This window comes from Microbacterium invictum (assembly GCF_014197265.1).
GTDB classification, from domain to species: domain Bacteria; phylum Actinomycetota; class Actinomycetes; order Actinomycetales; family Microbacteriaceae; genus Microbacterium; species Microbacterium invictum.
In genome coordinates, this window is the sequence record NZ_JACIFH010000001.1 from 1,607,280 (window position 1) to 1,633,886 (window position 26,607).

Sequence of the window (26,607 nt, forward strand, 5' to 3'; positions counted from 1 at the left end):
GCCTAGACAGCCGCGCGATAGCCTGATCTGCGATGGCCATCCATACGAAGCACCCGATCACGACGCCCCCGGCGGCGCCCGTGCGGGAGAAGACCGGACACCTGTTGCTGCGCGGCTGGTGCATCTTCGTGCTGGCCGGGCTGCTCGCCGGGACCGCGTGGCTGAACGCCTTCGGCGTCACGGTGTCCACGATCGTGGTCGTGGGGTCGGCGCTCGTGTCGATCGTGCTGTGGCTCTCGCTGCGTCCGGTGGTGCAGTGGCGCCGCCTGCCGTGGTTCGCCGTCGCGTACGTGGCGTGGGCGGTCGCCTCGCTGATCTGGACGCACTGGCCGGCTGCCACCACCATCACCCTGGTGCTGCTGCTGACCACGACGGTGCAGGCGTTGTTCGTCGGCGCCGTGCTGACCTGGCGCGAGCTCATCCGGGCGGTGGCATCGGCGCTGAAGTGGATCGTCGCACTGTCGCTCCTGTTCGAGCTGTGGGTGTCGCTCGTGTGGGGCGGGCCGATCCTGCCCGAGTTCGTGCGGCCCGACGGCCCGGTGGACGACCCGATCGTGTACTGGTCGCGCGACAACCTGTTCGACGGCGGGCGGATCCAGGGCGTCTTCGGCGATGCGAACTCCCTGGCCTATGTCGCGCTGCTGGCGATCGTCGTCTTCGCGGCGCGGATGGCGAGCCGGCCGCCCAGGCGCTTCCTGCTGGGCGCATGGATCGTGGTCGCGGCATTCCTGTTCTTCAGGGCAGGCTCTGCGACCGCCTATCTCGCCGCCGTCGGCGTGTTCGTCGTGCTGATCACCGTACTGCTGATGCGCACGGCGAAGCGTCCCGGCGGACGCACCCGCTTCTACGTCGCGTACGCCGTCGTCGCCGTCGGCGGTCTCACCGCGCTCTGGTTCGCGCGCGACGCGATCTTCTCGCTGCTGGGCCGTTCGGCCGACCTCACCGGTCGCGAGGGCATCTGGGAGACGGTGTGGGCCCGGGCGATCGAGCACCCCGTCATCGGGTGGGGGTTCTCGACGCCCTGGGTGCCCAGCGACCCGGGTTTCGCCGGCTGGATCACCGACCACGGCGAGACGGTCATGCAGGCGCACAACATGTGGCTGGACGTGTTCTTCCAGCTCGGCGCCATCGGGTTCGCGCTGATGGCGCTCACCTACCTCGCCTTCATCTGGCGCTCATGGTTCTTCGCCGTCGACCGCCCGCGGTGGGACATCGTCGCCGACCGCCCATACTCCCCGCTCACGCTGATCCCCACACTCACCGGAGCGATCCTGCTGGTGCAGGGGCTGGCCGAGTCCGGACCGCTCGTGGGCTGGGGCTGGCTGTTCGTGGTCATGTTCGCCTTCAAGATCAAGCAGGCTCCCCTCATGGGCCGCGGCCCGTCGGAGCGTCGCCTCACGGGCGAGCAGGGCGAGCGGCTGTCGACACCATGAGCGCGTCCGCGCCGACCCCGCGCGCCGGCGCCATGGCATTGCTGCGATCGTCGGCCCTGGCCGCCGCGTTCGCGACGGCCAGCCTCGGGGCTCTGTTCGCGACGCAGCTGCTGCGAAACCTCATGGGCGACGCCGGATACGGGGCGATCATCGTCGGCCTGTGCCTGCTCGGTGCGGCGATGCTCGTCGCACGGCGCCGGGAGTGGCGCTGGCTCGAGCTCATGCCCACCACCCTCGCCGCGCTGATGCTGTGGCTCCTGATCACCTCGATCTGGGCGCGCGACACCGGTGAGAGCCTCAGCGGCTGGCTCGCGATCGCTGCGCCGACATTCCTCGCGATCGTGGTCGCGCAGTTCCGCGACACCCTGCAGACCGTGCGCACCACCGGAGATGTGCTGCGCGTCCTGCTGACGCTGTCGCTGGCCCTCGAGGTGCTCTCCGGCATCCTGATCGACCTGCCCATCCCCTTCCTCGGGATCGGCGGCAACATCGCCCAGGGCGGCCCCGTCCAGGGGATCTTCGGAACCCGCACGGCGCTGGGGCTGATCACGATCATCGCGCTGATCACGTTCCTCGTCGAATGGCGTACCCGATCGGTCGCGCCCGGACTCGCGGTCTACTCGGTGACCCTCGCGGGGGTGCTGGCGGTGCTGACAGGGTCGCCGATCGTGCTCGTGATGGCGTTCGTGGCGGGCCTGGCCACCGGCATCCTGATCCTGGTCAGACGCACCGACGCGCGGTACCGGGCCACCCTGCAATGGGCGATCGCGGCACTTCTGGTGTTCGGTCTCGTGCTCGTCTACGCGTTCCGGCGCCCGCTCGTGTACTGGCTCAACGCCGAGCCGGACTTCTTCACCAGGTCGCGGTTGTGGAACGAGATCCTCGACCTGGCCGAGGCGTCGCCGGTGCAGGGATGGGGGTGGGTGGGCACCTGGCCCGAAGGCGTCATGCCGTTCACGTACCTGCGGTACCTGACCGGTGAGGATCACGGGTCGGCGCTGAACGCCTGGATGGACGTGCTCCTACAGGCGGGTGCCGTCGGTGTCGCGTTGTTCCTGGCGTTCGCCGGCCTCGCGCTCGCGCGGGCGTGGATGACCGCGTCGGAGCGCCGCTCCACCGTGTACGTGTGGGCGCCGCTGGTGCTGATCTCGCTGCTGGCAGACTCGATCGTGACCAGTTCGCTGCTGGGCGGTTTCGGGTGGTTCCTGCTGGTGGTGTGCGCAACGCGCGCGTCGCTCGTGAAGGGCTGGCGCAGCGGGATGGATGCCGGTGGGCCGACGATCGGCGGCCTGCCGCACGAGGGTCCACCGAGCTTCTGAAAGTGGCCCGGTGTGACACGGTGCCGGGTCGACCTGTCGGCCGTGCCGGCCGGGTTCCACAGGCCCATCCCAGCCGCCGACTGTCACGATTGCGGTATGACCACGCCTCCCGGGCTGCCGACAAGTGCGGCGACCTTGCTGTTGCCCGTCGCCGACGGCGCCCCGGCGCAGCCACCGCACAAGCGCAAGCGGAAGCGCGACAGGATGAAGACCGCCTTCTTCAGCGTGCTCGCACTGTTCGTCGTGGTGCTGATCGTGGTCGGCGGCTTCGCGTGGAGTCTGTGGAGCTCGTTCAACAACGCCGACACCATCGCAGACGCGTTTCCCGGCGGAGACCGCCCGGCCGCGGTGGCCGGCACGCGGACGATCCTGCTGCTCGGATCGGACTCGCGCGACCCCGAAGCAGGCGAATCGGGTCGGTCCGACACGATCATGGTCGTCCACATCCCGGCCGACAATCAGTCGATCTCGGTGATGTCGATCATGCGCGACAACTGGGTCGAGATCCCTGGTCACGGCGAGGCGAAGATCAATGCCGCTATGGCGCTGGGCGGGGTGCCGCTCGTCGTCGAGACGGTCGAATCCTTCATCGCCACCCGCATCGACCATGTCGCGATCGTCGACTTCGAGAGCTTCGCCGGCCTCGCTGACGCCGTGGGCGGCGTCACCGTCGACAACCCGATCGAGTTCACGGCCGTCTCGGGCGAGCAGTTCGCGGCGGGCGAGGTCACACTCGCCGGTTCAGACGCGCTCGCGTTCGTCCGGGAGCGGAAGGCGTTCGCGACCGGCGACTACCAGCGCGCCGCGAACCAGCAGCTGTTCATCAAGGGCCTTCTGGGCAGCGTGCTCAGTGCCGACACTCTGCTGAATCCGTTCCGCGTCAGCGAGCTGGTCTCGACCGTGTCACCCCATCTCACAGTGGACGAGGGACTGGATGCCTGGGCCGTGCTCTCGCTCGTCTGGAACGCGCGTGACATCCGCTCCGGCGACGTGCACTTCTTCACCTCGCCGACCTTGGGCACGGGGTGGCGTGACGGCCAGTCCGTGGTCGTGCCCGATTGGGACGAGATCGAGGTCGTGCGCCAAGCGATCCGAGACGGCACACTCTCGGAGTACGAGCCGCCGGTGCTGTAGGGGAAGCACCATCAACTGCGGCGATAGGCTCGTAGCAACGTCGGGAGGCGACTGGTTCCCGTTGCGTCGACGCAACGGCGGAGACCGAGTCCACCATGCCGCTGGCGATTGGTGCTCTGCGGGACGTGTCGCACACGTATTGATAGTCAAAGGAGTGCAAGTAATGCCATCAACTGATCGGTGGAACCGATTGTGAGTCGGACACCTCTCGTTTCGATCGTGGTGGCGATGTACGGAGTCGAAGAGTATCTCCCTTCATTCCTTGCCAGTCTCGAGGCACAAGGGGCAGCCCTGTCAGATGTTGAAGTTGTCTTCGTCGATGATGGCTCGCCCGATGATGCAGCCCGCATCGTAGACGCATGGATCACCGGCGTGAGCGTACGCGCGTATCTCATCTCACAACGCAACGGCGGGGTCGCCTCGGCTAGGAATGCGGGGATGGAGGTCGCTCAAGGTAAGTGGCTCACTTTCGCAGATCCCGACGACATTCTCGATACAGGGTATTTGTCCGAGGTCGTCGCAGCACTGGGAGAGATCAACGATGGCGAGGAGGGTGCTCCGGCCCTCCTGTCAACCAACTTGGTGTTCACAGATGACACGCTCGCATTGCGGCGCGACGCCCACCCGTTGCGGAACCATTTTGCGCGCGGTCGACGGGTCGTCAATCTGATTGATGAGCCGCAGATGATCAAGCTGTCGGCGGCGACGTCCTTTATCCGTCGTGACGAACTGATCAGACGTCAAGTCTCCTGGGATCCGCGTGTCAGGCCCAACTTCGAGGACGGCGCATTTCTTGCACGTTATTTGTTGGGGTTCTCTCAGCCACGCATGCTCGTGCTTCCGGAGGCGCGCTATCTCTATCGAAAGCGCACCGAGGCGACATCCCTCACGACGACAAGCTGGCAACAACCGGAGAAGTATACCGACGTGCCTCGGTACGGTTGGCTCGAGCCGCTCCGCGAGGCCGTTTCACTCTATGGCGCAGCTCCTGCGTGGCTTCAGAACACGGTGCTGTACGACCTCTATTGGTACCTGCACTACGACACTCAGATCCACAGTCCCACCCGGGCCATCGCGCCTGGCGTGCGCGATGAGTTTCTCGCCGTTGTGAGGGAAGTCCTTGCAATCATCGACCCTGAGACCATAACTGCCTACGGGATCACAAGAGTCTCCCCCCAATTGCAGGCGGTGCTACTCGCGTTGGGTGGTCACGAGCTCTCCCTCTCGCCTATCCACGTATGGCGCGCCGACAGTGGATCAGGCCTGGTTCTTGTCAAGTACTACTTCGCGGGAGAACCGCCGATCGAGCACTTCACCGTCGGGGGAATGCTGATCGCGCCCGCGCACGAGAAGTACAGGTCGGTAGTGTACTTCGGCCAAGTCGTTCTTCACGAACGGATTTGTTGGATCCAACCACATGAGCCCATGGGGCTCCGCATCAACGGTCAACTGGTGGAGTTACGATACAAACCACCCGGCACGCACCAACTCTCCATGACGGCCGAGGGACTTCGCCGCAACCTCGGCATGACGTCCCGATCGACGTCATCGAGGGACGCCGGCTCCCCAGGAGCGGGCCAAGTCTCTACCGTCTCGTCCACTGATGTCCCGGTCGCTCCGTCAGGCCCGAAAACCAGGCGCTCAGCGAGCTTGCGCGACACACTGGGACAACAGGTGAAGAAACGACGCACCCAGCTCGACCGGGTATTGACCGGTCGATCCGTCGTCGCAAAAAAGCCGTGGGCCGCGTTGGCACGTCGAGCGGCCAAGACAGATCTCGTTCGAAGGCGCTTTGATGAAGCATGGGTCTTCATGGATCGCGATGTTCAGGCGCAGGACAACGCCGAGCATCTCTACCGTTGGGTCCTTCGTAACCGCCCGGATGTCAATGCCTGGTTCGTGCTCAGGCGGACTAGTACCGATTGGGAACGGCTTCGCGAGGACGGCTTCCGTCTGGTGGACTATGGCTCCACAGAACACTTTCTCCTTCTGGAGAACGCCCGATACCTTGTGTCGTCCCATGTTGATCAATACGTTCTTGCACCATGGAGCGCGAAGCTCTCTGGCCCCCGCCGCTGGATGTTTGTCTTTCTGCAGCATGGGGTGACAAAGGATGATGTTTCGCGATGGATCAACCCCAAGCCTCTGCGGCTCATCGTCGCTACGGGGCTCGCTGAGTATCGGGCGTTCACTGCGAACGGAACACCGTACACGTTGACATCGAGGGAGGTAGCGCTCACCGGCTTCCCGCGCCACGACGCGCTGCTGCGAAAAGCGAACGAAGTCCAGGTCCACGAGCGACAGCTCGTACTCATCATGCCGACCTGGCGCGAGTACTTGATGGGACCCGTCAGCGGTCGAGGGACCACTCGAGACCTCATCGAGGGCTTCGATGAGTCGAGCTACGCCATCCAGTGGAAGCGGCTGTTGGTCGAGTTGGTCGACAATGCCGCACTCGCGGACACAAACAGCCGCGTAGGCTTCGTGCCGCATCCGAATCTTGAGCCGCATCTCGAACGTTTGGATATCCCAAATGGCGTCGAAGTCTTTCGTTATCGAGACCACGACATCCAGGACGTGATCACGCGCGCACGGGTGTTGGTGACTGACTATTCTTCGCTGGCATTTGAGGCCGCCTACATTCACACGCCCGTGGTCTATTTCCAGTTCGATGTCGCGCAGTTCTTCGAGGAGCACCCTCACCGGGAAGGCTACTTCGAATACGAGCGGGATGGCTTCGGACCTGTCGCACGATCAGCCGACGAGGCGGTCGCGGCGATCCAGGATGCCATCGCGTCGGGCAAGGGGCTCGCGGTGTACGAGCGACGAGCCGAAGAGTTCTTTATCGAGCGAGATGGCAAGAATTGCGAACGCGCGTTTGCGGCGATCAACAGCCTCAAGTGACGGTTGGCGATCATGGCCAGCTGCACGCACTTTGCAGCGCCCATCCAGCGTCCTCCGAGTGAGGGCTGAACCGGCGGCAAGACCACTCAGGCCTGGTCCTCTTCCCAGGCCCTGGATAGTCCCTACCGTCTGCAGCACGAGTTTCTTGCGCGGAATCATGACGATCTGGTCATCGAAGTAGGAGGACTCGGCGCGCAGACGTTCGGCGGCGCGCTCCGTGTCGACGATCACCAGATCGAGCGGGAGCGCATCAATCGCGACTCGCGTCACGGCGTCGATGGGCCCCCGGTGCACAAGCACACGCCACCCGCCGAGGTGATCGAGCGCCGAGCCATGCTCGATCGTCGTGATGACGCCGAATCGCGATCGCGAGGCGGCCCGCCGGTGGGACCGACCACCACCGACCGGATCGACCAGACGCACCCGGCCAGCAGACGGCACGTGGGTGAGTTGGTCATTCAGGGCTGCGGCGAAGCTCCCCGAGTCGTCGGGGTCGCGCACCAGCAGCCACCCCGACCGTGGCACCGGCAGCGCCTCACTGATCGCAGCTCCCACGATGCGCAGCTGGTGTCTGCGCAGAGCGGCGAACACCCGCACGTTCTCCCCCAGTCGCGCCGGAGACATCCAGCTTCCGTCGTGCTGATACTTCCACACTCGCACCGCGCTCGTCGTCGACGGGAGCGCTGTGGTCTGCCCGACCACCTCGCGGAGATGTCGATCCGCAGCCTGAGCGGTGGACTCCCCGGACAACGGTCGCACGACCGGCCGCATCAGGTCGCCGTCCTGGATCTGATCCACACGCCTCGGCACACGCAGGACACTCCGCCAGAGGCGTGTCTGTCCGAAATAGTCGGGGTGCAGATGCTTGACCGTTCGGATCCTGCGCACATGACCGGAAGCCAGCGCAAGCAGCCGCAGGTCCGGATCGGACCCATAGCCGTGCACTGTCGACCAACGATCGAGCCGGCGATCGGGATCGGCGTAGAACCCCACCCAGTCCCACACCGGTCGCCCGGACAGCGCCAGGGCGATCAGCCGCGACTCGAGAGGGAGGGCGGTCGCGTCGTAGCGCTGCAGCCGATCGTCAGATACGTAGGCGAGACAGGCGCCGAGAGCCTCTCGTGCATGGGCGCGCTCGTCTTCGTCGAGCCCGGCGGCATACGTATCCGGATGGAGTTGCTGCGGTAGCAGCCACTGACACTCGTAGAGCACCACAGACTGAAGCCACTCCGGAACGCTCCCGCCGACTGCTGACTGTTGAAGGACGGGCAGGTATCCATCACGAAATCGGTCGATATACGAACGTGGGTCATCACGGTAGCTGTCGACGGCCGAGTCGCGGGTGGAACGCTTCCGGTACCCGTACCGTGCATCGGCGATCAGGGCGATTCTCGGTGGTGGTCCCGCCAGGAGGAATCGGCAGATGAAGAGCGCGTCCTCGGAGGCGTGCAGACCGCGGTCGAAGGCGGCGCCGGTCGCGCGAAGCGCGGAGACCCGGAAGAACCCGGATGCAACGCTCATCTGGAAGATGTCTGGTTCTTCGATAAGTGAGACCACGCGATTGCCGGCCGTGAACCGGAACCGGAGAGCATGCACGTCGTGGAACGCCGGATCGGGATCGAAGACGCGCTGTAGATTCGTGGCGCCCAGGTTCACGTCCTCGTCGAGGTCGCCCAGAGCAGCCGCGGCGCTGCTGAAGTAATCGGCATCGAGCACGTCATCCGGATCGGGGAACGTCAGCCAGTCACCCGCCGCCAGCGACATGCCGTGGTTACGTGCCGCGCTCACGCCTCCGTGCGGCTGTCGCACCAAGGTGGATCTCAGCGCTGAGCGACTGATCCATTCCTCCACGATGGCCACCGTGGCATCCGTCGACGCATCATCGATGAACACGACGTCGAGTTCGTAGTCTCCCGGGCGTTGCCGGTCGAGGGATGCCAGGAATTCGCCGATGAAGCCTTCGACGTCGTGCATCGGCACCACTGCGGTGATGCGTGCTGTCGCCCGGCTGCCCATCACCGCAGTCTAAGCCGGGTGCACTCAGCGCTTTCCTTGAGAGCCTCGGTAAACTCGCCAGCACTGCCACCAACCCGGAAAGATTCCTGTGACCGGACTCCGTACTCTGCTGCGCGGCAACGCGTTCGTACACAAGTGGCGGTTCGCACCGTACATCCTCGCGTATGCACTGGCGACGCGTCTGATCCGGGTTCGCAAGGACCGGGTGCTGTTTCTGTCGGATTCCCGCCTGGGCTTCTCCGGCAACTTCAGTTTCCTTCTCGATGAGTTGCGGGGTCAGCGCCCCTCGGCGGATGTCATCGGCATCTTCAAGCCGAGCCTGCGGGCACGGCGACGACTGCGCGACACGATCCGCCTGCCGTGGTTGATGGCCTCGGCGCAGACCATCGTCGTCGACGACTTCTATCCGCTGGTGTACCCGCTGCGGATCCGGCCGGAGACACGTCTTCTGCAGGTGTGGCACGCCGCGGGCGCGTTCAAGCGGGTCGGCTGGAGTCGTGCGGGGCTCCCAGGGGGGCCCTTGCCCGGCTCGCTCGTGCACCTCAACTACACCGATGCCACCGTCAGCGCCGAGGAGATCCGCAGTGACTACGCCGAGGCATACGGCATACCCACCACCAAGGTCCACGCGCTCGGTGTTCCGCGCACCGATGTCTTCTTCGATCACGAACACGTCGCCCGCGCTTCGCAGTCGGTGCGACAGCGCTACGGCATCCCCGCATCCACTCGGATCGCGCTGTTCGCACCCACCTTCCGCGGCAACGGTCAGCTGACCGCCACCTATGACGTCGACAGCGTGCCGTGGGAGTCGCTCGCAGCCGACCTCGGTGACGACTGGGTGGTGCTGGTGAAGCTGCACCCGTTCGTGACGCCGCTGCACGTGCAGCGGCCGGACATCACCGGGGTCATCGACGTCTCGCAGGAACGCGAGCTCAACGAGCTGCTGATGGCCGCCGATGTGCTGATCACCGACTACTCCTCGGCGATCTTCGAGTACGCGCTGCTCGATCGACCCATCGTCTTCTACTGCCCCGACCTGGACGAGTACACCGCCACCCGCGACTTCTACTATCCACTCGACGACTACATCACCGGCCCCCTTGTCAAGACCGGCGATGAGCTCGCCGACGCCATCAGGTCGGCCCGCGTCGGTGAGAAGGCGCGGCGCTTCCGCGAGCGCTTCATGTCTGCGTGCGACGGTCGCTCCAGCGAGCGCATCGTCCGCGAGCTGCTGCTGAGTCCGCGCGCGGTCGTCCAGCGGGCAGCAGTCGCACCCGGCGGAACGCCCGAGCCGACCCGCGCCGAAGGGCGCATGCGGCTGCGGCTCGCCGTCGCCTGGCTCGCGCGAACCAGTCTGCGCATCGTCTACGCACCCTTGAAACTGCTGCCGACGCGGCGCAAAGTGGTCATGATCAGCCGCGAGCACCCGACCGTCCCGGATGACTTCCACGACCTCGCCGACGCGATCGCAGCACTTGACTCCTCGGTCCGGGTCGTGATCCTCGTCAAGATGGTGCCCCCCGGCATCCTGGGGAAGATCGGGTACGCCGCGCACATGCTCGCGCAGCTCTACCATGTCGCCACATCGCGCGTGCTCATCGTCGACACCTACGCGATCGTGGCGAGCGTGCCGACGCACAAGAAGAGCCTGACGGTCATCCAGATCTGGCATGCGCTGGGTGCGTTCAAGAAGTTCGGGCTCAGCATCCTGGGCCGGCCCGAGGGCCGTGACGCGCGTCTGGGCGCGGCCATGCGCATGCACGAGGGGTACGACATCGTGCTGACGAGCTCGGCGGAGTGCCGGTCCGCGTACGCTCAGGCCTTCGGCACCGACATCACGGCGGTCCAGGTCGCTCCCCTGCCGCGCGTGGACCGGCTGCGCGATCCCGCGCTGCGGGAGCAGACCCGCCAGCGCATCGTCGAGCGGTACCCGCACTTGCAGGAGCGCCCCATCGCCGTCTTTGCTCCGACGTTCCGTCTGGACGGCAGTGTGTCGGTGGATGCCGCGACGCTCACCGCTGCCCTGGAGGCCATCGGGGTGCACACCGTGGTGAAGCTGCACCCCCTGATGCATGGTCGTTTCGGAACGACTGTGGACACTGCAGAGGGTTTCTCCACGCAGGAAATGCTCGCCGTCGCCGACATCTTCGTCACCGACTATTCGTCGACGCTGTATGAGGCAGCCGTCGTCGGCGTGCCGACGTACTTCCTCACCCCCGATCTGGACGACTACCTCGATTCACGGGACTTCTACCTCGACTACCGGCGCGACCTGCCTGGACCGATCGTCACCAGCGTCGAGGAGCTGGTGGGAGCCGTGGCCGCGGGCGCCGCGACACCCGCCGACGCCGCGGCTTTCGCACACCGCTGGGTGCAGGTGCCCGGCGACCCCGTGCCGGCGCCGGGTGCCACTCCGTGCGCCGACGCGATCGCGGCGACCGTGCTCAGTGCCGTGACGGAGCGCGCGACACCCCGCGCCTAGGATGGAGTGTCGCCCGACACCGACCCGAGGAGTGCCATGACCGCAACGTCGCGAACAGTCGCCGTCGTGCTCGCCGGCGGCATCGGCGTACGGGTCGGGCTGGGCATCCCCAAGCAGCTCATCAAGATCGCCGGCAAGGCGATCGTCGAGCACACCCTCGAGACGCTCGACGCCCACCCCCTCATCGACGAAGTCATCATCATGATGAACGCAGGATCACTGTCAGAACTCGACCACCTGCTGAGTGGTCGCTTCCGCAAGCTCACCCGCGTGCTCCCGGGCGGTGAGACGCGCAACGACACCACCCAGCTCGCCATCGCCGCCATCGAAGGCGATGACACCAAGGTGCTGTTCCATGATGCCGTGCGGCCGTTCATCGACGATCGCATCATCCGCGACTGCGTCGACGCCCTCGACACCTACGACGCGGTCGACACCGCGATCCCCTCGGCCGACACGATCATCCAGGTCGACGACGCCCGACACATCACGGGCATCCCTGATCGCTCCACGCTGCGCCGTGGCCAGACGCCGCAGGCCTTCCGGCTCGGCACGATCCGCCGCGCCTATGAGATCGCCGCCGGCGATCTGTCCTTCCGGGCGACGGACGATTGCGGCGTCGTGTTCCAGTACCTGCCTGAGACCCCGATCTACGTGGTCGACGGAACGCCTGAGAACATGAAGGTCACCGAGCCGATCGACGTCCACATCGCCGACAAGATCTTCCAGCTGCAGTCTGCGAGCCTGGCTCTGGACACCCGGACCGACCAGCTACCCGACTTCGCCGGGCGCACCGTCGTGGTCTTCGGCGGCAGCTACGGCATCGGCGCGAGCATCGTCGACCTGGCGACCGAGGCCGGCGCCCAGGTCTTCGAGTTCAGCCGCTCGACCACCGGCACCGACGTTCGTCGGCCCGAAGATGTGCGCGACGCATTCGACACTGTCATCGCGGCCACCGGGGCCATCGACGTCGTCGTGGTGACGGCCGGTGTGTTGCGGATCAGCCCGCTCATCGACGCATCTGCCGACGATCTCGCCGACACGATCGAGACGAATCTGCTCGCTCCGGTGCTGATCGCACGTGAGGCGTACCCTCACCTGGCATCCACCAGCGGACAGGTCGTGCTCTTCACCTCGAGCTCGTACACTCGCGGTCGCGCCGGCTACGGCGTCTACTCGGCGACGAAGGCCGGCGTCGTCAATCTCACTCAGGCGCTGTCAGAAGAGTGGGCACCGCAGGGCGTGCGGATCAACTGCATCAACCCACAGCGGACGCACACGCCCATGCGCACGGCCGCGTTCGGCGAAGAGCCCGCTGGCACGCTGCTGGAGCCGGCCGATGTGGCCCGGGTGACGCTCAGCGTGGCCGCGTCCGACCTGACCGGGCAGATCGTCACCGTCCAGGTCGCGGCGATGAAGGCCCACGCCGGCTGAACTCAGGCGCGCGGAGCCTCGCGCAGCGGGTTCTCGTTGTGGAGCCGGTCGAAGAGCAGGTCGTACAGTTCCACGACACGCCTGTTCTCGCGCCGCAGCTCATCGAGCTGCGCACTGAGGTCGTGCACCTGCTGTTCGTAGCGCAGCAGGATGTCGGTGGTGTTACCGCCGTCGGCGTCGAGAACCGAGAGGCGTCGCAGTCGCTCGTATGCCGTCGGAGCGATCATCTCGGCAAACTTGCGCAGGTATTTCCTCATCGCGCGTCCTCGTCTCTCTCGTTCTTCCAGCTGTCCTGGGCGGAGTCCCACTGCGGTGCGGCCTGGATGACCGCCGTCGTGGTGCGACGCCAGCCGTGGTCCGCGCGCCGGATCCCATGCCTCTCGCTGACGGCGACCAGGCCGTTCTCCGCAAGCTCCCGGTGGAACTTCTCGATCGGGTAGTGCCACGTGCGCGGGTCTGATCGGACGTACGCGCTCGTGCGGTGCGTATCGAAGCTGACCACGGCCGCACCCTGGCCCCGCAGGACCATGCGCATCAGAAGGAACACGTTCTGGCGGTTGGGGTAGGTCAGGCCGTGGATGACGTCGTTACAGAAGACGTACCAGGGGCGGCGGGTGTCGACGAGGTTGGCGCCGAGCTCGAGCATCGCCGGCCGGTCGTTGGCGTTGATCCGCCAGAGCGTCACATCGTGTTCGTCGTTCAGGCGTGCCACGCGCAGCGCCTCGAAGCTGAAGTCAGTGCCGATCACACGATGGCCGGCGGATGCGAAGGCCTGACCCCAGTGGCCGTCGCCACAGCCGAGGTCGAGGACGTTCGACTGCGGCGGCATACGTTCCAGCAGTCGCTGCGCGTTGGCGCGCCCACCATGCGAGCCGTGTGCGAGGTCTTTGCCCTGCCAGTGCTTCTCCCAGAAGAATCGACCGCGATTGAATACGCCGAACCACGTCTCGAAGCGCTGCTTCGTTCCACGGTCGACGACGAATTTGAACGTCGGGTCGGGGATCCGCCAATTCTCGCCGTACGCGTAGGCGAGCCAGGCCTCGGGGTTCGCCGGCCCCGGCAGCGGCACGCCGTTGACGTCGATATCACGGGTGGGCACGAGGTCGTCCGCCGTGATCTCGTCGCTACGCAAGGCGAACGGCTGACAGTACAGCCCTTCGTGGAAGAACCCCGTGAACACGTCGATGTAGTGGTCGACCTGATTCGCTTCGTCGAAGAAGACGAGTTCGAGCTGCGCGAGGCTGTGGCGGGCGACGGCGTAGCCGGCGTCGGTCAATCGCCGCTCCATGTCGAAGCTGATGCGCCCGAGCTCGGCGGGGTCGTCTGACTCTGCGAGAAAAGCGAAGTCGATGTCGTCGTCGTGGGGCAGCAGTTCGCCGCCGCGGACCATGCCCAGCAGTGTCCCGCCGACGAGATAAACGGGGTAGCCCCACGCCTGCAGATCATCGACAAGCCGGCGCGCGCTGCGCACCAGGCGCGAGGCGACATCGCTGTCGCTGCCGTCCAGCACTGGCCCCAACCGGTCCCATTTGGTCATCGCCAGCCACTGGCCCCGCTTGTCGGTGATCGCGAGGCGCGAACGGGAGCGGCCGAAGGCGACGTCGGCACACGTGATCTGGCGCCCGCTGACCGTGTCGTGGACCGAGAGCCGCGTGCGGCCGCTGAGGCGGTTGCGGATGGGGGCAGGCCAGGCGATCTGCACCTTGCCGTCCACCGCCGCGGGAACCGGGACGGACCACACACGGTGATCGTCGAAACGGATGTCCACGAGGTCCGCATCACCGAGCTCGGCTTGTGACAGCGCGATGCCGCGGCGGTTTGCTCTCATTCCGATCATCTTATGCAACAGGCACGATGAGAAAGCTGTGAGGGCCTCAGCGCAACCGCTCTCGCAGGCGACGGGCGGCCTGTCGCACTCGACCTCCTGCTCGACGCAGCCGTCGCATGCGGGAGGTTCGCGCCGGCGGTTCCGAGCGCGGCGGCCCGGCCGTCAGCGCGTCGGCGAGGCCCCACCATTGCGGGCCGGCGGGGTGCTGGTGGCCCAGGCGCACCCGGCCGGACTGCCAGCCGTCCGGCAGTGCGACGTCGAGGACGAGTCGGCCTTCTTCCGCGCGCATGGTGGCCGGCACATCGCGGAACGGCTGTGTGCGCGTCAGACGGTGGCGCAACGCGGTCAAGGTCGTGTGTCGTGGGGCGACGGCAACTGGCACGTCACGCGTACCGGCGTCGTCGGCTGTGGCATCCAGCAGCGGCACCGCAAGATGCACTTGGGTGCCGACGCGGGTGACCTTGGCGTTCGCTGCCGCCGGCAGAAGACGCTCGACCGCATCCCGTGGACGACCGAGGGAGAGGGTGAGGATGCCGTCGGCATTGGTGTACACGACGCGCAGCCGGCCGTCGTGAACGGCTGCGGATGGTGCGAGCGCGGACCGCATGCCCTGCTGTGAAGCCGTGCCGGCGAGCGTGCAGCGCACATTCAGATCCCACAGGCCATCTTCGAGCGCCCGCCCGAACACGACCCTGTCGGGGTCGATCGTTCCGTGCGCGGTCGCGGTGAACGAAACCGCTCCGTCTGCCGCGTCGGCGATGGACAGCTCGCGGCTGCTCGGAGCCATCCAGGTGATGCGCGACGTCCGAGAGCGCAGGCCGACTTCGACATCGGCCGCATGGATCTCGTCTGTGACATCGAGGATCGTGTCAGCAACACTCCCGGCGTACTCCACCGGCAGCACCTTACGGATGCGCTCACCCGAACGCCGCAAGGCGTGGCGACGACCCTTTGGAGACGACCACTCGGCCTGCACGTCGACCTCGAGGCTGCCGTCGACCCAGCGCGCGGCGGTCGCCCGCCCCCAGCCGGGGATGCCGGGGTCGTGGCTCGGCAGCTTCTCCAACAGATCGCGAGCACCCGCCGCGAGCAACGTCGCCCGGATGCGGCCAGACGCGTTGAGCCGGTCGTCCAGTCTGTTCAAGGCGAAGTCCCGCTGAAGGGCACGGCACTGCTCGTAGATCCGGTCGCGCTCCGGGGCGGGGCGCCCCGCGAACGCACCGTTGAACGAACCGAGGATGCGTGAGCGGTACTGATGGGCGAGCAGCTGCTCCCGCGAGCGCGCGTGTGCATCCTCGGCCAGGTCGGTCTCCGTGGCGACCAGCACTTCACGCAGCCAGTGCCAGAACTCGTCGCCGGAGCGGAGAAACCCCTTCGATCCGCTGCCGCGCGTCATGTACCAGTGGTAGTAGGGCACGCTGGCCAGGGTTGCGATGACGCGTGCGTGCCGGTCGACGAGCATGTTGAAGAAGATGTCTTCCCACATGACCCGGCCGCCTTCGCGGAATCGGATGCCGTGGTCGTTCAAGAAGGCACGACGGTACAGCTTGTGCGGGTTCATCGGGATAAGCGGGTGCTGATCCTCACGCCCGATCGACTGCGCCTCGTCGGCACGATACGTGTCGATCGCCCATGTCGCATCGTGCGTACGTGCTTCCTTGCCGTTGACGACGTCAGCCCGGTGTGCCTTCGCGAAGTCGTACGCCGCGCGCAGCGCGTCGGGGTACAGCAGGTCGTCGTGGTCCATGTAGGCCACGTACTCCCCCATGGCCAGGTCGGTGCCGATGTTGCGCGGGCGGGACGGCCAGCCGGAGTTCTCGATGCGCTCGACACAGACGTGCGGGCGTGTCTCCCGGACCTTCAGCAGCCGTTCGTGGGTGTCGTCGGGCGAGCCGTCGTCGACGAAGATCACCTCGAACTCGGACGTGGGCATCGTCTGCGCGTCCAGAGATGCGATCAGTCGATCCAGGCCCTCGCCAGAGCGGAACGTGGGGACGACGATGGAGACCTTCAGCACAGTCGGCACTATATCCCGGGCGAGAAAACCGAGAGCGACGTCCGGTCAGCCTGCGCCGACGACGATGCGTGGTGTTCCGGTCCAGGTGGCCGCGTCGGTCGCGTTGCGTCCGTCCACGAGAAGCCGGATGCCGGGAATCTGATCCGGGGTCAGGGCACGGTACTCGGCGTGATCTGTCTGGAGCACCGCGACCTCGGCCGGGTCTCCGAGCGTGTGCGGTTCGAAGCCCAGCGCCCGCAGCTCGTCATCGGCGTACAACGGGTCATGCACCGTGACCGTCGCCCCGCGGGCCTGCAGCGCCTCCACCGTCGGGAACGCGCCCGAGAAGGCCGTCTCCTTCACCCCGCCCCGATACGCGGCACCCAGCACCACGGCACGCAGCCCGTCCAGCGACCCGAGGATGCCGGTGGCCTGCGCGACCAGCCGCTCTGGCATCGAGGCGTTCAGCAGCCGCGCAGTCCGCACGATGTCGGCATCCGGGTCGGTCGACAGGTACAGCCGCGGGTAGACCGGGATGCAATGCCCGCCCACCGCGATGCCTGGACGGTGAATGTGACTGTACGGCTGCGAGTTGCACGCCTCAATCACCTGATACACGTCGATCCCGTGCTCGGCCGCGAACAGGCCGAACTGGTTCGCCAACCCGATGTTCACATCCCGGTAGGTCGTCTCGGCGAGCTTCGCCATCTCCGATGCCTCCGCACTGCCCAGATCCCACACCCCGTTCGGGCGCGGCAGATCGTCACGGTCATCGAACTGCAGCACCGCCTCGTAGAACTCGCGGGCACGCTGCGCGCCCGCGTCGGACAGCCCCCCGATCAACTTCGGGTACTTGCGCAGATCGGCGAACACGCGGCCTGTGAGCACCCGCTCCGGGGAGAACACGACATGGAATTCGGTGCCCTCAGTGAGTCCCGACCCGGCCTCGAGCATCGGCTTCCACCGGCCCCGGGTCGTCCCCACCGGCAGCGTCGTCTCATACGACACCAGAGTCCCGGGCGTCAGATGTTCCGCCAGCGACCGGGTCGCGGCATCCATCCACGCAAAGTCCGGCTCCCACGTCGTGTCGTTCACGAACAACGGGACCACCAGAACCACCGCATCAGCCCCCGGAATCGCATCCGCGTAGTCGGTGGTCGCGCGCAATCGGCCGGTGGAGACCAGCTCAGACAGCTTCTCCTGCAGATGCGCCTCACCCGGGAACGGCTCGACACCGGCGTTCACGCTGGCAACCGTCGCCGCATTCACATCGACACCGACCACCTCGTGACCCGAATCAGCGAACTGGACAGCAAGAGGAAGCCCGATCTTTCCCAGGGCCACGACGGCAATGCGCATGGATTCCAGTCTACGGTTGCCGCAGAGACCCTCAGTGCTCCACGGCAGCGATGGGCGGCGACAGCATCAACGCTCAGCGAAAGCCGGCGATCAACGGCGGTCTCAGCCACACAGCGTGAATCTCTCGACAGCCGGTGAAAGCGCCCCGGTGCCACCCAGAAGAATGAGCCCGTTCGAACGATGCGACACGATGCCGGCAGCAGCATCCTGGCCCATGCACGCAGGCGGGGTGAGGAAGAGGGGAGCTCCCCAGGCGCCCGCGAGCGGTGCGCCAGCAAGTGCATCCGGGAAGTTCAGGCCGTTCGCCACGAACGCAACATCGGTGGCCCCGAACACGGCAGTGTTCAGCATTGTCGCCGTCTCGTATCGTGAGCCGCCCGCGAGGCGCAAGATGTCAGCCGACCCATAGCCGGCTTTGCGAAGCGAGGTCTCGATGCCGGACGAGACGGCACCGGTGCCGCCCGCGATGAAGAGGTGTTTCACCTTCAGATCCTTGAGGAGCTTCAGCGTCGCGGCGGGAACGGTCTTGGCCACGCCGTCGAGCAGAATGACGGGTGCACCGATGGCCCCAGCCGCGGGGCCCGCAGCGAGTGCGTCGGGATAGTTGCGACCCGTCGCGATGATGGCGATGTCTGCGCCCCCACGGAAGGCATCGCGCACGATGCGGTCGCCGGTCGCGTAGCGGTCCGCGCCGCCGAGGCGGTCGACCCGCGCCTTGGGGAGCAACTTCTTCACCGCTCCTTCGACGGCGGGTGACACGGCCCCGCTCCCCCCGACGATCACGACTCGCGCCGGCTTGAGGGTGGCCAGTTCGCCGCGTGTCGCTGCCGGCAGCGTGCCCGGCTGAGTCAGCAGCAGGACTCCTCCGGATGCGATGGCGCCGGGACCGGCGGCGAGCGCGTCCGGGTAGTTCATGCCGTTCGTGAGATACACGACCGGAGCCGTACCGTCGACGGCTTCCCTCGCAATGTTCGCTGCGGTTGCGAACCGGTCCGCCCCGGCGATGCGGTCGACGTCGAGCGTTCGCTCCTTCAGCTCGACTGTACCGAGCGCAGTCGTGGCGCCGGCTTGGACGACGATGTCCTCCGATTCGACGAAGTAGCGTGCTCCCCTCCACCACTGCAGGCCCAGCGAGACATCGTCGGCCAGGAAGCGCACCGAGTAAGATCCAGGTGCGAGGTCCGCAGAGGTCCACGTCGTGTCCGTGGCGTACCACTCCGGATCCTCCACGGGCAGGTAGGTGCTCGTGGCCTCATCGAGCTTCCAGAAGCTCACTTCGACTTCGTCGCCGGGGATGAGGTCGACAGCCGCGTACGTGACGCGGACTTCGACATTCCCCTCGCCCGGGTCGACCGGCGGTGCAGCCGCATACGCCGCCGATGCCAGCGAGGTGAATACGAGAGCGAGAGCCGCGGTGAGGGCGGCAGAGAAGCGGACGCGCGACATCGCGTGCCTTCCATCCAGAGGTGGCCGAATGCTCGAAACGCTAGCATCCGCGAGCGCTCTCTCCGAGCTCGCCGCGCCGCCGGATTTTGTGCATGTCTGGCTAGAGTGAGGGCTACTCGACATCCGGCCGGGAGGACCCGATGCGCGCCATGCCAAACCGGATCGTCGCGGTGCTCGTCACCGCGGTCCTCGCCTGGTCCCTCGCCAACCCGATCGCCGCGATAGCGGACGGTGACGAGCGATTGTGGGGCCAGACCCGCTATGAGACCAGTGTCGCCGTATCGCAGCGCTTTGACCCGCGCCCGGCGGTCGCCTTCGTCGCGACGGGCACCGACTATCCCGACGCTCTCGCCGGAGCGGCCGCGGCCGCGGCGACTGGTGGGCCGCTGCTGCTCACGTCGCGCACGCATCTTCCGGCGGTGGTCCGGATGGAGCTTCAGCGACTGAAGCCGAAGAAGATTATCGTCCTGGGCCTCGCCGGTGCCATTTCGGATGACGTCGTGAAGAGCCTCTCCGCTCTCGCACCGACAGAGCGCGTGGGCGGTGCGGATCGCTACGCGACCTCACAGAGATTGATCGACCGGGTCTTCAGCAGCACCCGGTCCGTAGCGATAGCCACCGGTCGCGGCTACGCCGATGCACTCGTAACAGGGGCCGCAGCCGGCGGCGCCGGTGCACCTCTGCTACTCATCGATGGGGGCCGCACCGTCGTACCGACGGGTACGATCGCGGCCCTCCGCCGATGGGGCGTGGAGGAGATTGCAATCGCCGGTGGACACGGCGCTGTCGACATCCACATCGAACAGCAGTTGCGCACAGCCGGGTTCGCCGTCACCCGCCACGCGGGACCTACACGGTTCGAAACCGCCGTCGCTGTCAATGCTGCTTACTATTCGGCTGCCACACCCGACGCGGTCTTCCTCAGCACCGGCCTGGACTTCCCAGATGCGCTGTCCGCGTCGGCACTGGCCGGTCATCGGCACGCACCGCTATACCTCACGCGTAAGACGTGCGTGCCGAAGGCTGCTCACGACGCGATCACCGATCTGGATGCCGATCTGATCACCGTGGGTGGAGTGGGCGCGGTCTCGGCTGCGGCGGCGGCCAACACTGCGTGCCCAGGGTCAGCCCCGAGGATCCCGAAGTGGGCGACCACCGGCTGGGAGCTGTCATCGGATATCGTCCCCTACGACGACCGCACACCGGTCGACGTCCACGACCGCAGCATTACGCTCGACGCGACCGGGCTGCGTATCTACGAACGTCGCGATAACGGCGTCCGCGCCGACCATCCGGTCGCTTATGCGCAGTACGGCATCTCTGCGCTCATGGAGTACCAGCGGACAGGCACAAAGCTGTGGCTCGATCGCGCTCTCCGGCACGGTGAGCGGCTCACGCAGATGCGGACCGAGCGTGACGGTGCGTGGTGGTTCCCCTACCTGTTCCCCTGGACATACTACGAGCGCACACTCACTGTTCCGTGGTGGTCGGGAATGGCTCAAGGCGAAGCACTCTCGCTCTTTGTCAGGCTCCATGAGGAGACGGGGGATGCCCGGTGGTGGACCGCCGCCGAACAGACATGGGCGAGTTTTCTCCAGCCCCCGGTCGCGGGGTCACCGTGGTCGACGATGGTCGACCGGGGGCGGCTGTTCTTCGAGGAGTATGCGGGCAATCAGCCTCCACTGCTCGTCCTGAACGGACAGGTGTTCGCCGCTTTCGGCGTGTACGACTACTGGCAGGCAACCGGTGACCCCCGCGCGAGAGCCTATGTGGATGGCGCCGCCACCACAGTGCTGAAAATTATGCCGCTGATCCGCAAGCCTGGCGGCGTCTCCTACTACTGCGCCCAGGAGCCGTATTGTCAGAGTTCGCGGTGGCAGAACGCCAACTACCATGCGATTCACTCATGGCAGCTCGACACGCTTGCACGACTGACCGGCGACACGGCGTTCACGAAGTGGGCAGATCTGCTCCGCTCCGACTGGCAACGGAGCGCGCGCTTCGCGCAGCCGCCCACACTCGGCTGGGAGGACGGACCGCCGCAGTGACTCGTGGTCATGCGCGGACTGTTGCAGCCGCGACTCGCCCGCGTTGACGCACGCAGGTCCGCGGAACCTACCTGCAGATCGGGTTGACGTCTTCACGCCAGGGGCAAAGACGTCGATTCAGCGTGAGTGCTGCTCAAGCACCTTGATGACCCGCTGCGCGGCGTTCCCGTCGCCGTAGGGGGCAGCGTCTGTTGCTGCCGGACGAGCACGGGCGACTGCCGCCGTGATCTCTTCCGCGGTGTTCGCGAGCACGTTCCAACCGAGTGCCACCGTCTCGACCCACTCGGTCTCCGTGCGCACCGTCGTCGCCGGCACCCCCAGCAGGAACGCCTCCTTCTGCAACCCGCCCGAGTCGGTGACGACACCCGCGCTGGCCAGAGTCGACGCGATCAGATCGGGGTACGCCAGCGGCGCGTGCGCGATCAGCGAACCCTGCGTGAGCGAGATGCCGTGGCTCGCCGCCTTCGCGACGACCCGCGGGTGTGCCAGTAGGACGACGGGCTTGTCGAGCGCCGCAAGGGCGCCCGTCACCTCGGCGAGCCGCGCCGGATCGTCGGTGTTCTCGGCCCGGTGGATCGTCGCCACGTAGTGCCCGCCCGATTCCAGCCCGAGTTCGGCGACCAGTGGAGACAGTCGCCCGGCAACAGCATCGCGCACTTCGAAGAGTACGTCCGTCATCACGTCACCCACCAGCACGGTGCGCTCCGCGAGACCCTCGGATGCCAGGTGCCCGACCGCTACCTCGGTCGGTGCCAGCAGAAGGTCGGCGGCATGATCTGTGAGCACCCGGTTGTGCTCTTCCGGCATCCGCCTGTTGAAGCTCCGCAACCCCGCCTCCAGATGCGCCACGGGCAGGTGCATCTTCACAGCGCTCAGCGCGGCCGCCACCGTCGAGTTGGTGTCGCCGTACACGAGCACCCAGTCGGGCCGTTGCGCATCGAAGACCGCATCGAGCGCCGCGAGCATCGCCCCGGTCTGAACACCGTGCGAACCACTGCCGACCCCCAGGTGCACATCAGGGGCAGCGATACCGAGATCATCGAAGAACACATCCGACAACATCGGGTCATAGTGCTGCCCCGTGTGCACGATCACGTGCTCCACACCCGCAGCGACGGACGCCCTATGGACAGGGGCGAGCTTGACGAACTGCGGGCGCGCGCCCACGACGCTGACGATCTTCACTGCACCAGTCTAGGAACCACACGCCCGTCCGCGTACAACCGGTGCGCCACTGCCCTCCCACGCCACCGAGACCGCGATCAGGGCGATGACGGGCCCGAAACGCGGGGACGTCGAGCATCGACCGATGCAATGTGAAGCACTCTTGCTGTGATCCGTCGGCGCCGCGAGAGGATCAAGGCATGGCATCGACGTTCCGGTTTCTCTTCAGAGCGCTGAGCGTCCTGACAATTGCCGGTGTCACCGCATGCGCAGCGGAGGCGCCCCCGCGGGGAGTCGACAGCGGGTCCACCTGCGGCCGTCTCCAGCGACACGCCGACGGCACCCACCGCTCCGCCACCCGAGCCGGTGGTCTTCCCGGAGTCGTGCGGTGACCTGCTGACTGTCGCAGAGCTGGAAGAGGCGACAGGTAGGCAATGAGTGATCGCGGATGCGTCGGTACCGGCCGGTGGGCTTCCCAGACCGCTCGCTCGCGCGACCGCCGGCGGCGCGCAGGAGTCGCTCCTGTGCAACTGGTGGCCGAACGAGAGCGTGGACGGACTCGCGCCCCTCTGCGTCTTCGACCTGGATCGGACGGCGAAGAACGCACTCTTTGGGGCCTCCGCGATACGGCGGACTACGCCGAGGGCACACTCGGCGGTGAGCCGTATTCCGCGACAGCGCCCCCAACGAGATGTTCGTGATGCAGGTCGGATACGCCTTCGTCGGCGACCTGCGGGTTGCCCTTCACACCCCGCTGGTCCCGGAGGCTGCCGATCGGGTCCTGGCCTCCGTCATAGACAACATCACGGGCTGATTCGTCGAGACTTCTCCGGTCACACGATGCGACGGACGCCGGGAATGCGTCTGAGGACGATCACGAGGACGAACGACACCGCGGCTGTGATCAGCCAGAGGATCGTCAGCAGAATGGGAGAACCGCCGTGCGATGCGAACACCGGAAGCTCGCGCAACAGTAGCAGCACCACGAAATGGATCAGGAATACGCCGAACGCCGCGTCCGACAGCGTCTGCAGCACGCGCGCGCCCGCGCGGCGGGGCGAGAAGGAGCGCAACGCGCCGTTTACACACACGAAGACCCCGATGGCCGCCACCGCGACGAGCGGACCGGGGTACCCGACGGGAGCGAGTGCGTTGAGCAGCGGGTGCTCCGACGCGGTGCCGTACTGCCACACGGTGAGGGCGACCGCGGTGCCAGTGCCCGCGACGGCGACTGCCAACGCCGCACCACGCAGGATCACGTCGCGCAGGGCCCAGCCGGCCAGGAAGTAGCCGACGTAGGGAAGCCACTGCGTCAGAGCCATCAGCACCAGCGGACGGGGCTGGCCCGAGTAGGTGACCACTGCGGCAGCGGACCACGTCACGACCGTGACGGCCAGTACGGTGACGGCGAAGACGAACGCACGCCGCCGGCCGCCGCCCCCGAGGAATGCGGCGAGGATCGGCGCCACGGCATACAACCCGACGATGAGCCACAGGAAGTAGAGGTGCGTGTAGGTGCGACCGTCGAGGATCGACGTCGCGATGTCGCCCCAGCCGAGGCCAGTCCCGGAGAACCAGATCCGCACGAGCAGGATGTAAAAGGCCTGCCAAAACACGAACGCAGGCGCGAGCCGCAGCAGACGCCGTCGGTAGAAGGCGGCGGGGCCGGCGGAGAACTGCCGAGGCGCGAGGATGAGCGCTCCGCTGAGCATCACGAACAGAGGCACAACCCAGATGAAGCCGATGTCGACGGCTACGGCAAACCACCAGCGCAGCGAACCGCGCAACGCGGGATCCGAGACTGCCGCACCGAAGGTGTGGATCGCCACGACTCCGACGACGGCCAGCACACGCATCACATCGAGAGGCCATCGCCGACCGGACGCCGACGACGTCGCGGGCGCAGTCATCCCGTCATGGTATCGGCGTTGATAGCCTGTTCGTGTGCGCGTCCTGTTGCTGACCACGTGGTTTCCCACCCTCGCCGCACCGAGCTCCGGGATCTTCGTAGCGAACGACGCCAAGCTGCTGGCCGGTCGCCACGACGTCGCCGTCGTCCACCTGGCCTCGCCCGCTCTCTTGAGCGAGGATGACCTCGTCGCCGACCGCTCACGAACCGTACAGGTGACCCGGATCCCGATGTCCACGACCAATCCTCTGGACCTGTTCCGGGCCGGCGGTCGTCTACGCGACCGGCTCGAGAGCGCGGATATCCTGCACACGCAGGCCTTCAGCACGCTGCTGCCGCTCGCGCGACTGCGGGTTCCGCTCCCGTGGGTGCACACGGAGCACTGGTCGGCGCTGTCCAACCCCGAGACGCTGGGGTCCGCCCGGCTGGCGCTCCCTCTCCTGCGCCCGCTACTGCGCCGTCCCGATGTGGTGACCGGAGTGTGCGAGTATCTCGCAGCGCCGGTGCGCGCGCATCGTCGCGGCCCGACCCAGATCGTTCCCTGCATTGTGCCTCCGGCCGCTCACCTGGCAGCCCTGCCGAGGCGCCCACACCCGCGTCTGGTCGCTGTCGGCGGCCTGGTGGAGCGGAAGGATCCCGTCCTGGCAGTCGACGCGCTTCGACTGATCCACGACGCGGGAGTCCGCGCCGATCTTCGCTTCGTCGGCGATGGTCCCCTCCGTGGCGCGGTGGCGGACAGGGCGGCTCGGCACTCCCTGACGGATCATGTGAGCTTCGCGGGAGTCGTCGACCAAGCCGGCGTGACGGCAGAACTGACCGGTGCCGACGTGTTCTTCCTGCCGACGAAGGGTGAGAACTTCTGCGTGTCAGCCGCGGAGGCCATCGTGCAGGGGCGTCCGGTGGTCGTCGGCGCGAACGGCGGTCAGCGCGAGTATGTCGAGGAGCTCAACGGCGAGCTCGTCGCCGATCAGACGCCCGCCGCCTACGCGCACGCGCTGCTCCGCGTGCTGCGCCGCGATCCACGGCCGCAGCCGGCCGATATCGCGGCCACGATCGGAGACCGGTTCTCACCGGACCGCGTTGCGGATGGCTACGACAGCGCCTATGCCGAGGCCGTCGCTCTCAGGACCACATGATGGAACCGCAAGTCGACCTCACGATCGCCGTCCACGATGTGAGCCGTCCGATCGCCCGCGCCGTGGCAAGTGTTCTCGACCACACCGATGCTTCGATCCGCGTTACGATCGCCGTACACGAGATCGACCCGGCGTCGATCGCCGCGCAGCTGGAACGTCACATGAGCGATCCCCGCATGCGTTTCATCGGCGTCACCGACGGGCTGCGCAGCCCCGCGGGGCCCTTCAATGCCGGGTTGGATACCGCGGCGGGCGAGTTCGTGTCGGTGATGGGATCGGACGATACGCTCGAGCCGCACGCGATCGACTCGTGGTTGCGGTGTGCGCGCACCACGGGTGCCGATGTGGTGATCACCCGGCTTCGTCATGCCGGTGGGGCGGCGGTGCCCACTCCCCCGACACGGCCCTTCCGTACCCGGCGGCTGGATGGTGTCCGTGACCGGCTGAGCTACCGGTCGGCGCCCCTGGGGCTGGTCGCGAGGGCACGATTCCCGGGGTTGCGATTCACCGTCGGCGTGCCGACCGGCGAGGACATCGCCGTCGTGACGCGATTGTGGTTCTCGGGTGCGGGTATCGCCTACGACCGGCGCGGTCCGGCATATCTCATCCACGACGACGGCGGCCCCCGCACGACGTTCACTCCCCGCCCGCTCACCGAGGAGTTCGGTTGGATGTACGCACTCACCGCGGACAAGGCGTTTGCCGAACTCCCGAGAGCCGCGCGCACCGCCGCTGCCGTCAAGTTCTTACGGATCCACCTCTTCGGCGCGATCTTCTATAGAGACGATCCCGCGCTGTGGAGCGCATCAGAGCGGGCCCTCGCTCGCAGCGGCTGCCCAGCTCCTCGTCGACATGGGTGAGGGCATCCACGAGGTCTTGGCACGCCGCGACCGCGACCTGCTCGATGCCGCTTTGGACCCCCGCTGTCCCGCACAGGAGCTGATTGCTGCGGCGCACGCCCGACGCCGGTTCCTCTCGGCGGGGGCGCTGCTGCCGCGC

Annotated in this window: 16 protein-coding genes and 1 pseudogene; 9 read left to right on the forward strand and 8 right to left on the reverse strand. The window is 66.7% G+C overall.

Annotated features, from left to right (window positions below; genetic code table 11):
* The first annotated feature begins 32 nt into the window (after positions 1-32).
* The 4 genes from BKA10_RS07815 (at position 33) to BKA10_RS07830 (ending at position 6,790) form a co-directional block, all read left to right on the forward strand.
* Complete coding sequence (locus BKA10_RS07815) at positions 33-1,433, forward strand: O-antigen ligase family protein (RefSeq protein WP_183499372.1); 1,401 nt, start codon at positions 33-35, stop codon at positions 1,431-1,433.
* Positions 1,430-2,752: an O-antigen ligase family protein gene (locus BKA10_RS07820; RefSeq protein ID WP_183499373.1), complete on the forward strand. Its 1,323-nt coding sequence runs from the start codon at positions 1,430-1,432 to the stop codon at positions 2,750-2,752. Before BKA10_RS07815 ends, BKA10_RS07820 begins: the two co-directional genes overlap by 4 nt.
* A gap of 96 nt (positions 2,753-2,848) precedes the next feature.
* A complete protein-coding gene (locus tag BKA10_RS07825; RefSeq protein WP_183499374.1) occupies positions 2,849-3,886 on the forward strand; it encodes an LCP family protein in 1,038 nt (345 codons plus the stop codon).
* A gap of 219 nt (positions 3,887-4,105) precedes the next feature.
* On the forward strand, positions 4,106-6,790 hold the full coding sequence (locus BKA10_RS07830; RefSeq protein ID WP_183499375.1) for a bifunctional glycosyltransferase/CDP-glycerol:glycerophosphate glycerophosphotransferase: 2,685 nt from the start codon (positions 4,106-4,108) through the stop codon (positions 6,788-6,790).
* A 1,650-nt stretch (positions 6,791-8,440) separates the two neighbouring features.
* Here BKA10_RS07830 and BKA10_RS16895 read toward each other — a convergent pair.
* Positions 8,441-8,806 (reverse strand): annotated as a pseudogene (locus tag BKA10_RS16895) (glycosyltransferase family 2 protein); the annotation flags it as partial.
* Positions 8,807-8,894: 88 nt separating this feature from the next.
* Here BKA10_RS16895 and BKA10_RS07835 point away from each other — a divergent pair.
* Together BKA10_RS07835 and BKA10_RS07840 are read left to right on the forward strand one after the other, a co-directional pair.
* Positions 8,895-11,288 carry a CDP-glycerol glycerophosphotransferase family protein gene (locus BKA10_RS07835; protein WP_183499376.1) on the forward strand — a complete coding sequence of 798 codons (2,394 nt, stop codon included), beginning with the start codon at positions 8,895-8,897 and terminating at the stop codon, positions 11,286-11,288.
* Positions 11,289-11,324: 36 nt separating this feature from the next.
* The gene (locus tag BKA10_RS07840) at positions 11,325-12,722 is read left to right on the forward strand and encodes a bifunctional cytidylyltransferase/SDR family oxidoreductase (protein ID WP_183499377.1); all 1,398 of its coding nucleotides are present in this window, start codon (positions 11,325-11,327) and stop codon (positions 12,720-12,722) included.
* 2 nt (positions 12,723-12,724) lie between these two features.
* Here BKA10_RS07840 and BKA10_RS07845 read toward each other — a convergent pair whose 3' ends face one another.
* The 5 genes from BKA10_RS07845 to BKA10_RS07865 form a co-directional block, all read right to left on the reverse strand.
* The gene (locus tag BKA10_RS07845; RefSeq protein WP_183499378.1) at positions 12,725-12,979 is read right to left on the reverse strand and encodes a hypothetical protein; all 255 of its coding nucleotides are present in this window, start codon (positions 12,977-12,979) and stop codon (positions 12,725-12,727) included.
* Entirely contained in the window at positions 12,976-14,550 is a 1,575-nt protein-coding gene (locus tag BKA10_RS07850; RefSeq protein ID WP_183499379.1) for a class I SAM-dependent methyltransferase, read from the reverse strand. The genes BKA10_RS07845 and BKA10_RS07850 overlap by 4 nt, the downstream gene beginning before the upstream one ends.
* A gap of 46 nt (positions 14,551-14,596) precedes the next feature.
* Complete coding sequence (locus BKA10_RS07855; RefSeq protein WP_183499380.1) at positions 14,597-16,567, reverse strand: glycosyltransferase; 1,971 nt, start codon at positions 16,565-16,567, stop codon at positions 14,597-14,599.
* A gap of 45 nt (positions 16,568-16,612) precedes the next feature.
* The gene (locus BKA10_RS07860; RefSeq protein WP_183499381.1) at positions 16,613-17,905 is read right to left on the reverse strand and encodes a nucleotide sugar dehydrogenase; all 1,293 of its coding nucleotides are present in this window, start codon (positions 17,903-17,905) and stop codon (positions 16,613-16,615) included.
* Between the two features lie 102 nt (positions 17,906-18,007).
* A complete protein-coding gene (locus BKA10_RS07865; RefSeq protein WP_183499382.1) occupies positions 18,008-19,351 on the reverse strand; it encodes a cell wall-binding repeat-containing protein in 1,344 nt (447 codons plus the stop codon).
* Between the two features lie 140 nt (positions 19,352-19,491).
* On the opposite strand from BKA10_RS07865, the gene BKA10_RS07870 reads away from it, so the two are divergent.
* Entirely contained in the window at positions 19,492-21,399 is a 1,908-nt protein-coding gene (locus BKA10_RS07870; RefSeq protein WP_183499383.1) for a cell wall-binding repeat-containing protein, read from the forward strand.
* Between the two features lie 117 nt (positions 21,400-21,516).
* On the opposite strand, the gene wecB is transcribed toward BKA10_RS07870, so the two are convergent.
* Together wecB and BKA10_RS07880 are read right to left on the reverse strand one after the other, a co-directional pair.
* The gene (wecB, locus tag BKA10_RS07875) at positions 21,517-22,584 is read right to left on the reverse strand and encodes a non-hydrolyzing UDP-N-acetylglucosamine 2-epimerase (RefSeq protein ID WP_183499384.1); all 1,068 of its coding nucleotides are present in this window, start codon (positions 22,582-22,584) and stop codon (positions 21,517-21,519) included.
* Positions 22,585-23,396: 812 nt separating this feature from the next.
* Positions 23,397-24,473, reverse strand: coding sequence for an acyltransferase (locus BKA10_RS07880; RefSeq protein ID WP_183499385.1), 1,077 nt, complete (start codon positions 24,471-24,473; stop codon positions 23,397-23,399).
* Positions 24,474-24,507: 34 nt separating this feature from the next.
* Between BKA10_RS07880 and BKA10_RS07885 the strand changes: the two genes are divergently transcribed.
* Positions 24,508-25,608, forward strand: coding sequence for a glycosyltransferase (locus BKA10_RS07885; protein WP_183499386.1), 1,101 nt, complete (start codon positions 24,508-24,510; stop codon positions 25,606-25,608).
* Positions 25,608-26,468, forward strand: coding sequence for a glycosyltransferase (locus BKA10_RS07890; protein WP_183499387.1), 861 nt, complete (start codon positions 25,608-25,610; stop codon positions 26,466-26,468). The genes BKA10_RS07885 and BKA10_RS07890 overlap by 1 nt, the downstream gene beginning before the upstream one ends.
* The last annotated feature ends 139 nt before the right edge of the window (positions 26,469-26,607 follow it).

Excerpts from the sequence above, each read along its gene's own strand:
- BKA10_RS07815 (WP_183499372.1), top strand. The coding sequence starts at position 33 with ATGGCCATCCATACGAAGCACCCGATCACGACGCCCCCGGCGGCGCCC.
- BKA10_RS07820 (WP_183499373.1), top strand. The coding sequence starts at position 1,430 with ATGAGCGCGTCCGCGCCGACCCCGCGCGCCGGCGCCATGGCATTGCTG.
- BKA10_RS07880 (WP_183499385.1), bottom strand. The coding sequence starts at position 24,473 with ATGACTGCGCCCGCGACGTCGTCGGCGTCCGGTCGGCGATGGCCTCTC.
- BKA10_RS07825 (WP_183499374.1), top strand. The coding sequence starts at position 2,849 with ATGACCACGCCTCCCGGGCTGCCGACAAGTGCGGCGACCTTGCTGTTG.
- BKA10_RS07870 (WP_183499383.1), top strand. The coding sequence starts at position 19,492 with ATGCGCGCCATGCCAAACCGGATCGTCGCGGTGCTCGTCACCGCGGTC.
- BKA10_RS07860 (WP_183499381.1), bottom strand. The coding sequence starts at position 17,905 with ATGCGCATTGCCGTCGTGGCCCTGGGAAAGATCGGGCTTCCTCTTGCT.
- BKA10_RS07840 (WP_183499377.1), top strand. The coding sequence starts at position 11,325 with ATGACCGCAACGTCGCGAACAGTCGCCGTCGTGCTCGCCGGCGGCATC.
- BKA10_RS07845 (WP_183499378.1), bottom strand. The coding sequence starts at position 12,979 with ATGAGGAAATACCTGCGCAAGTTTGCCGAGATGATCGCTCCGACGGCA.
- BKA10_RS07890 (WP_183499387.1), top strand. The coding sequence starts at position 25,608 with ATGGAACCGCAAGTCGACCTCACGATCGCCGTCCACGATGTGAGCCGT.
- BKA10_RS07865 (WP_183499382.1), bottom strand. The coding sequence starts at position 19,351 with ATGTCGCGCGTCCGCTTCTCTGCCGCCCTCACCGCGGCTCTCGCTCTC.
- BKA10_RS07850 (WP_183499379.1), bottom strand. The coding sequence starts at position 14,550 with ATGAGAGCAAACCGCCGCGGCATCGCGCTGTCACAAGCCGAGCTCGGT.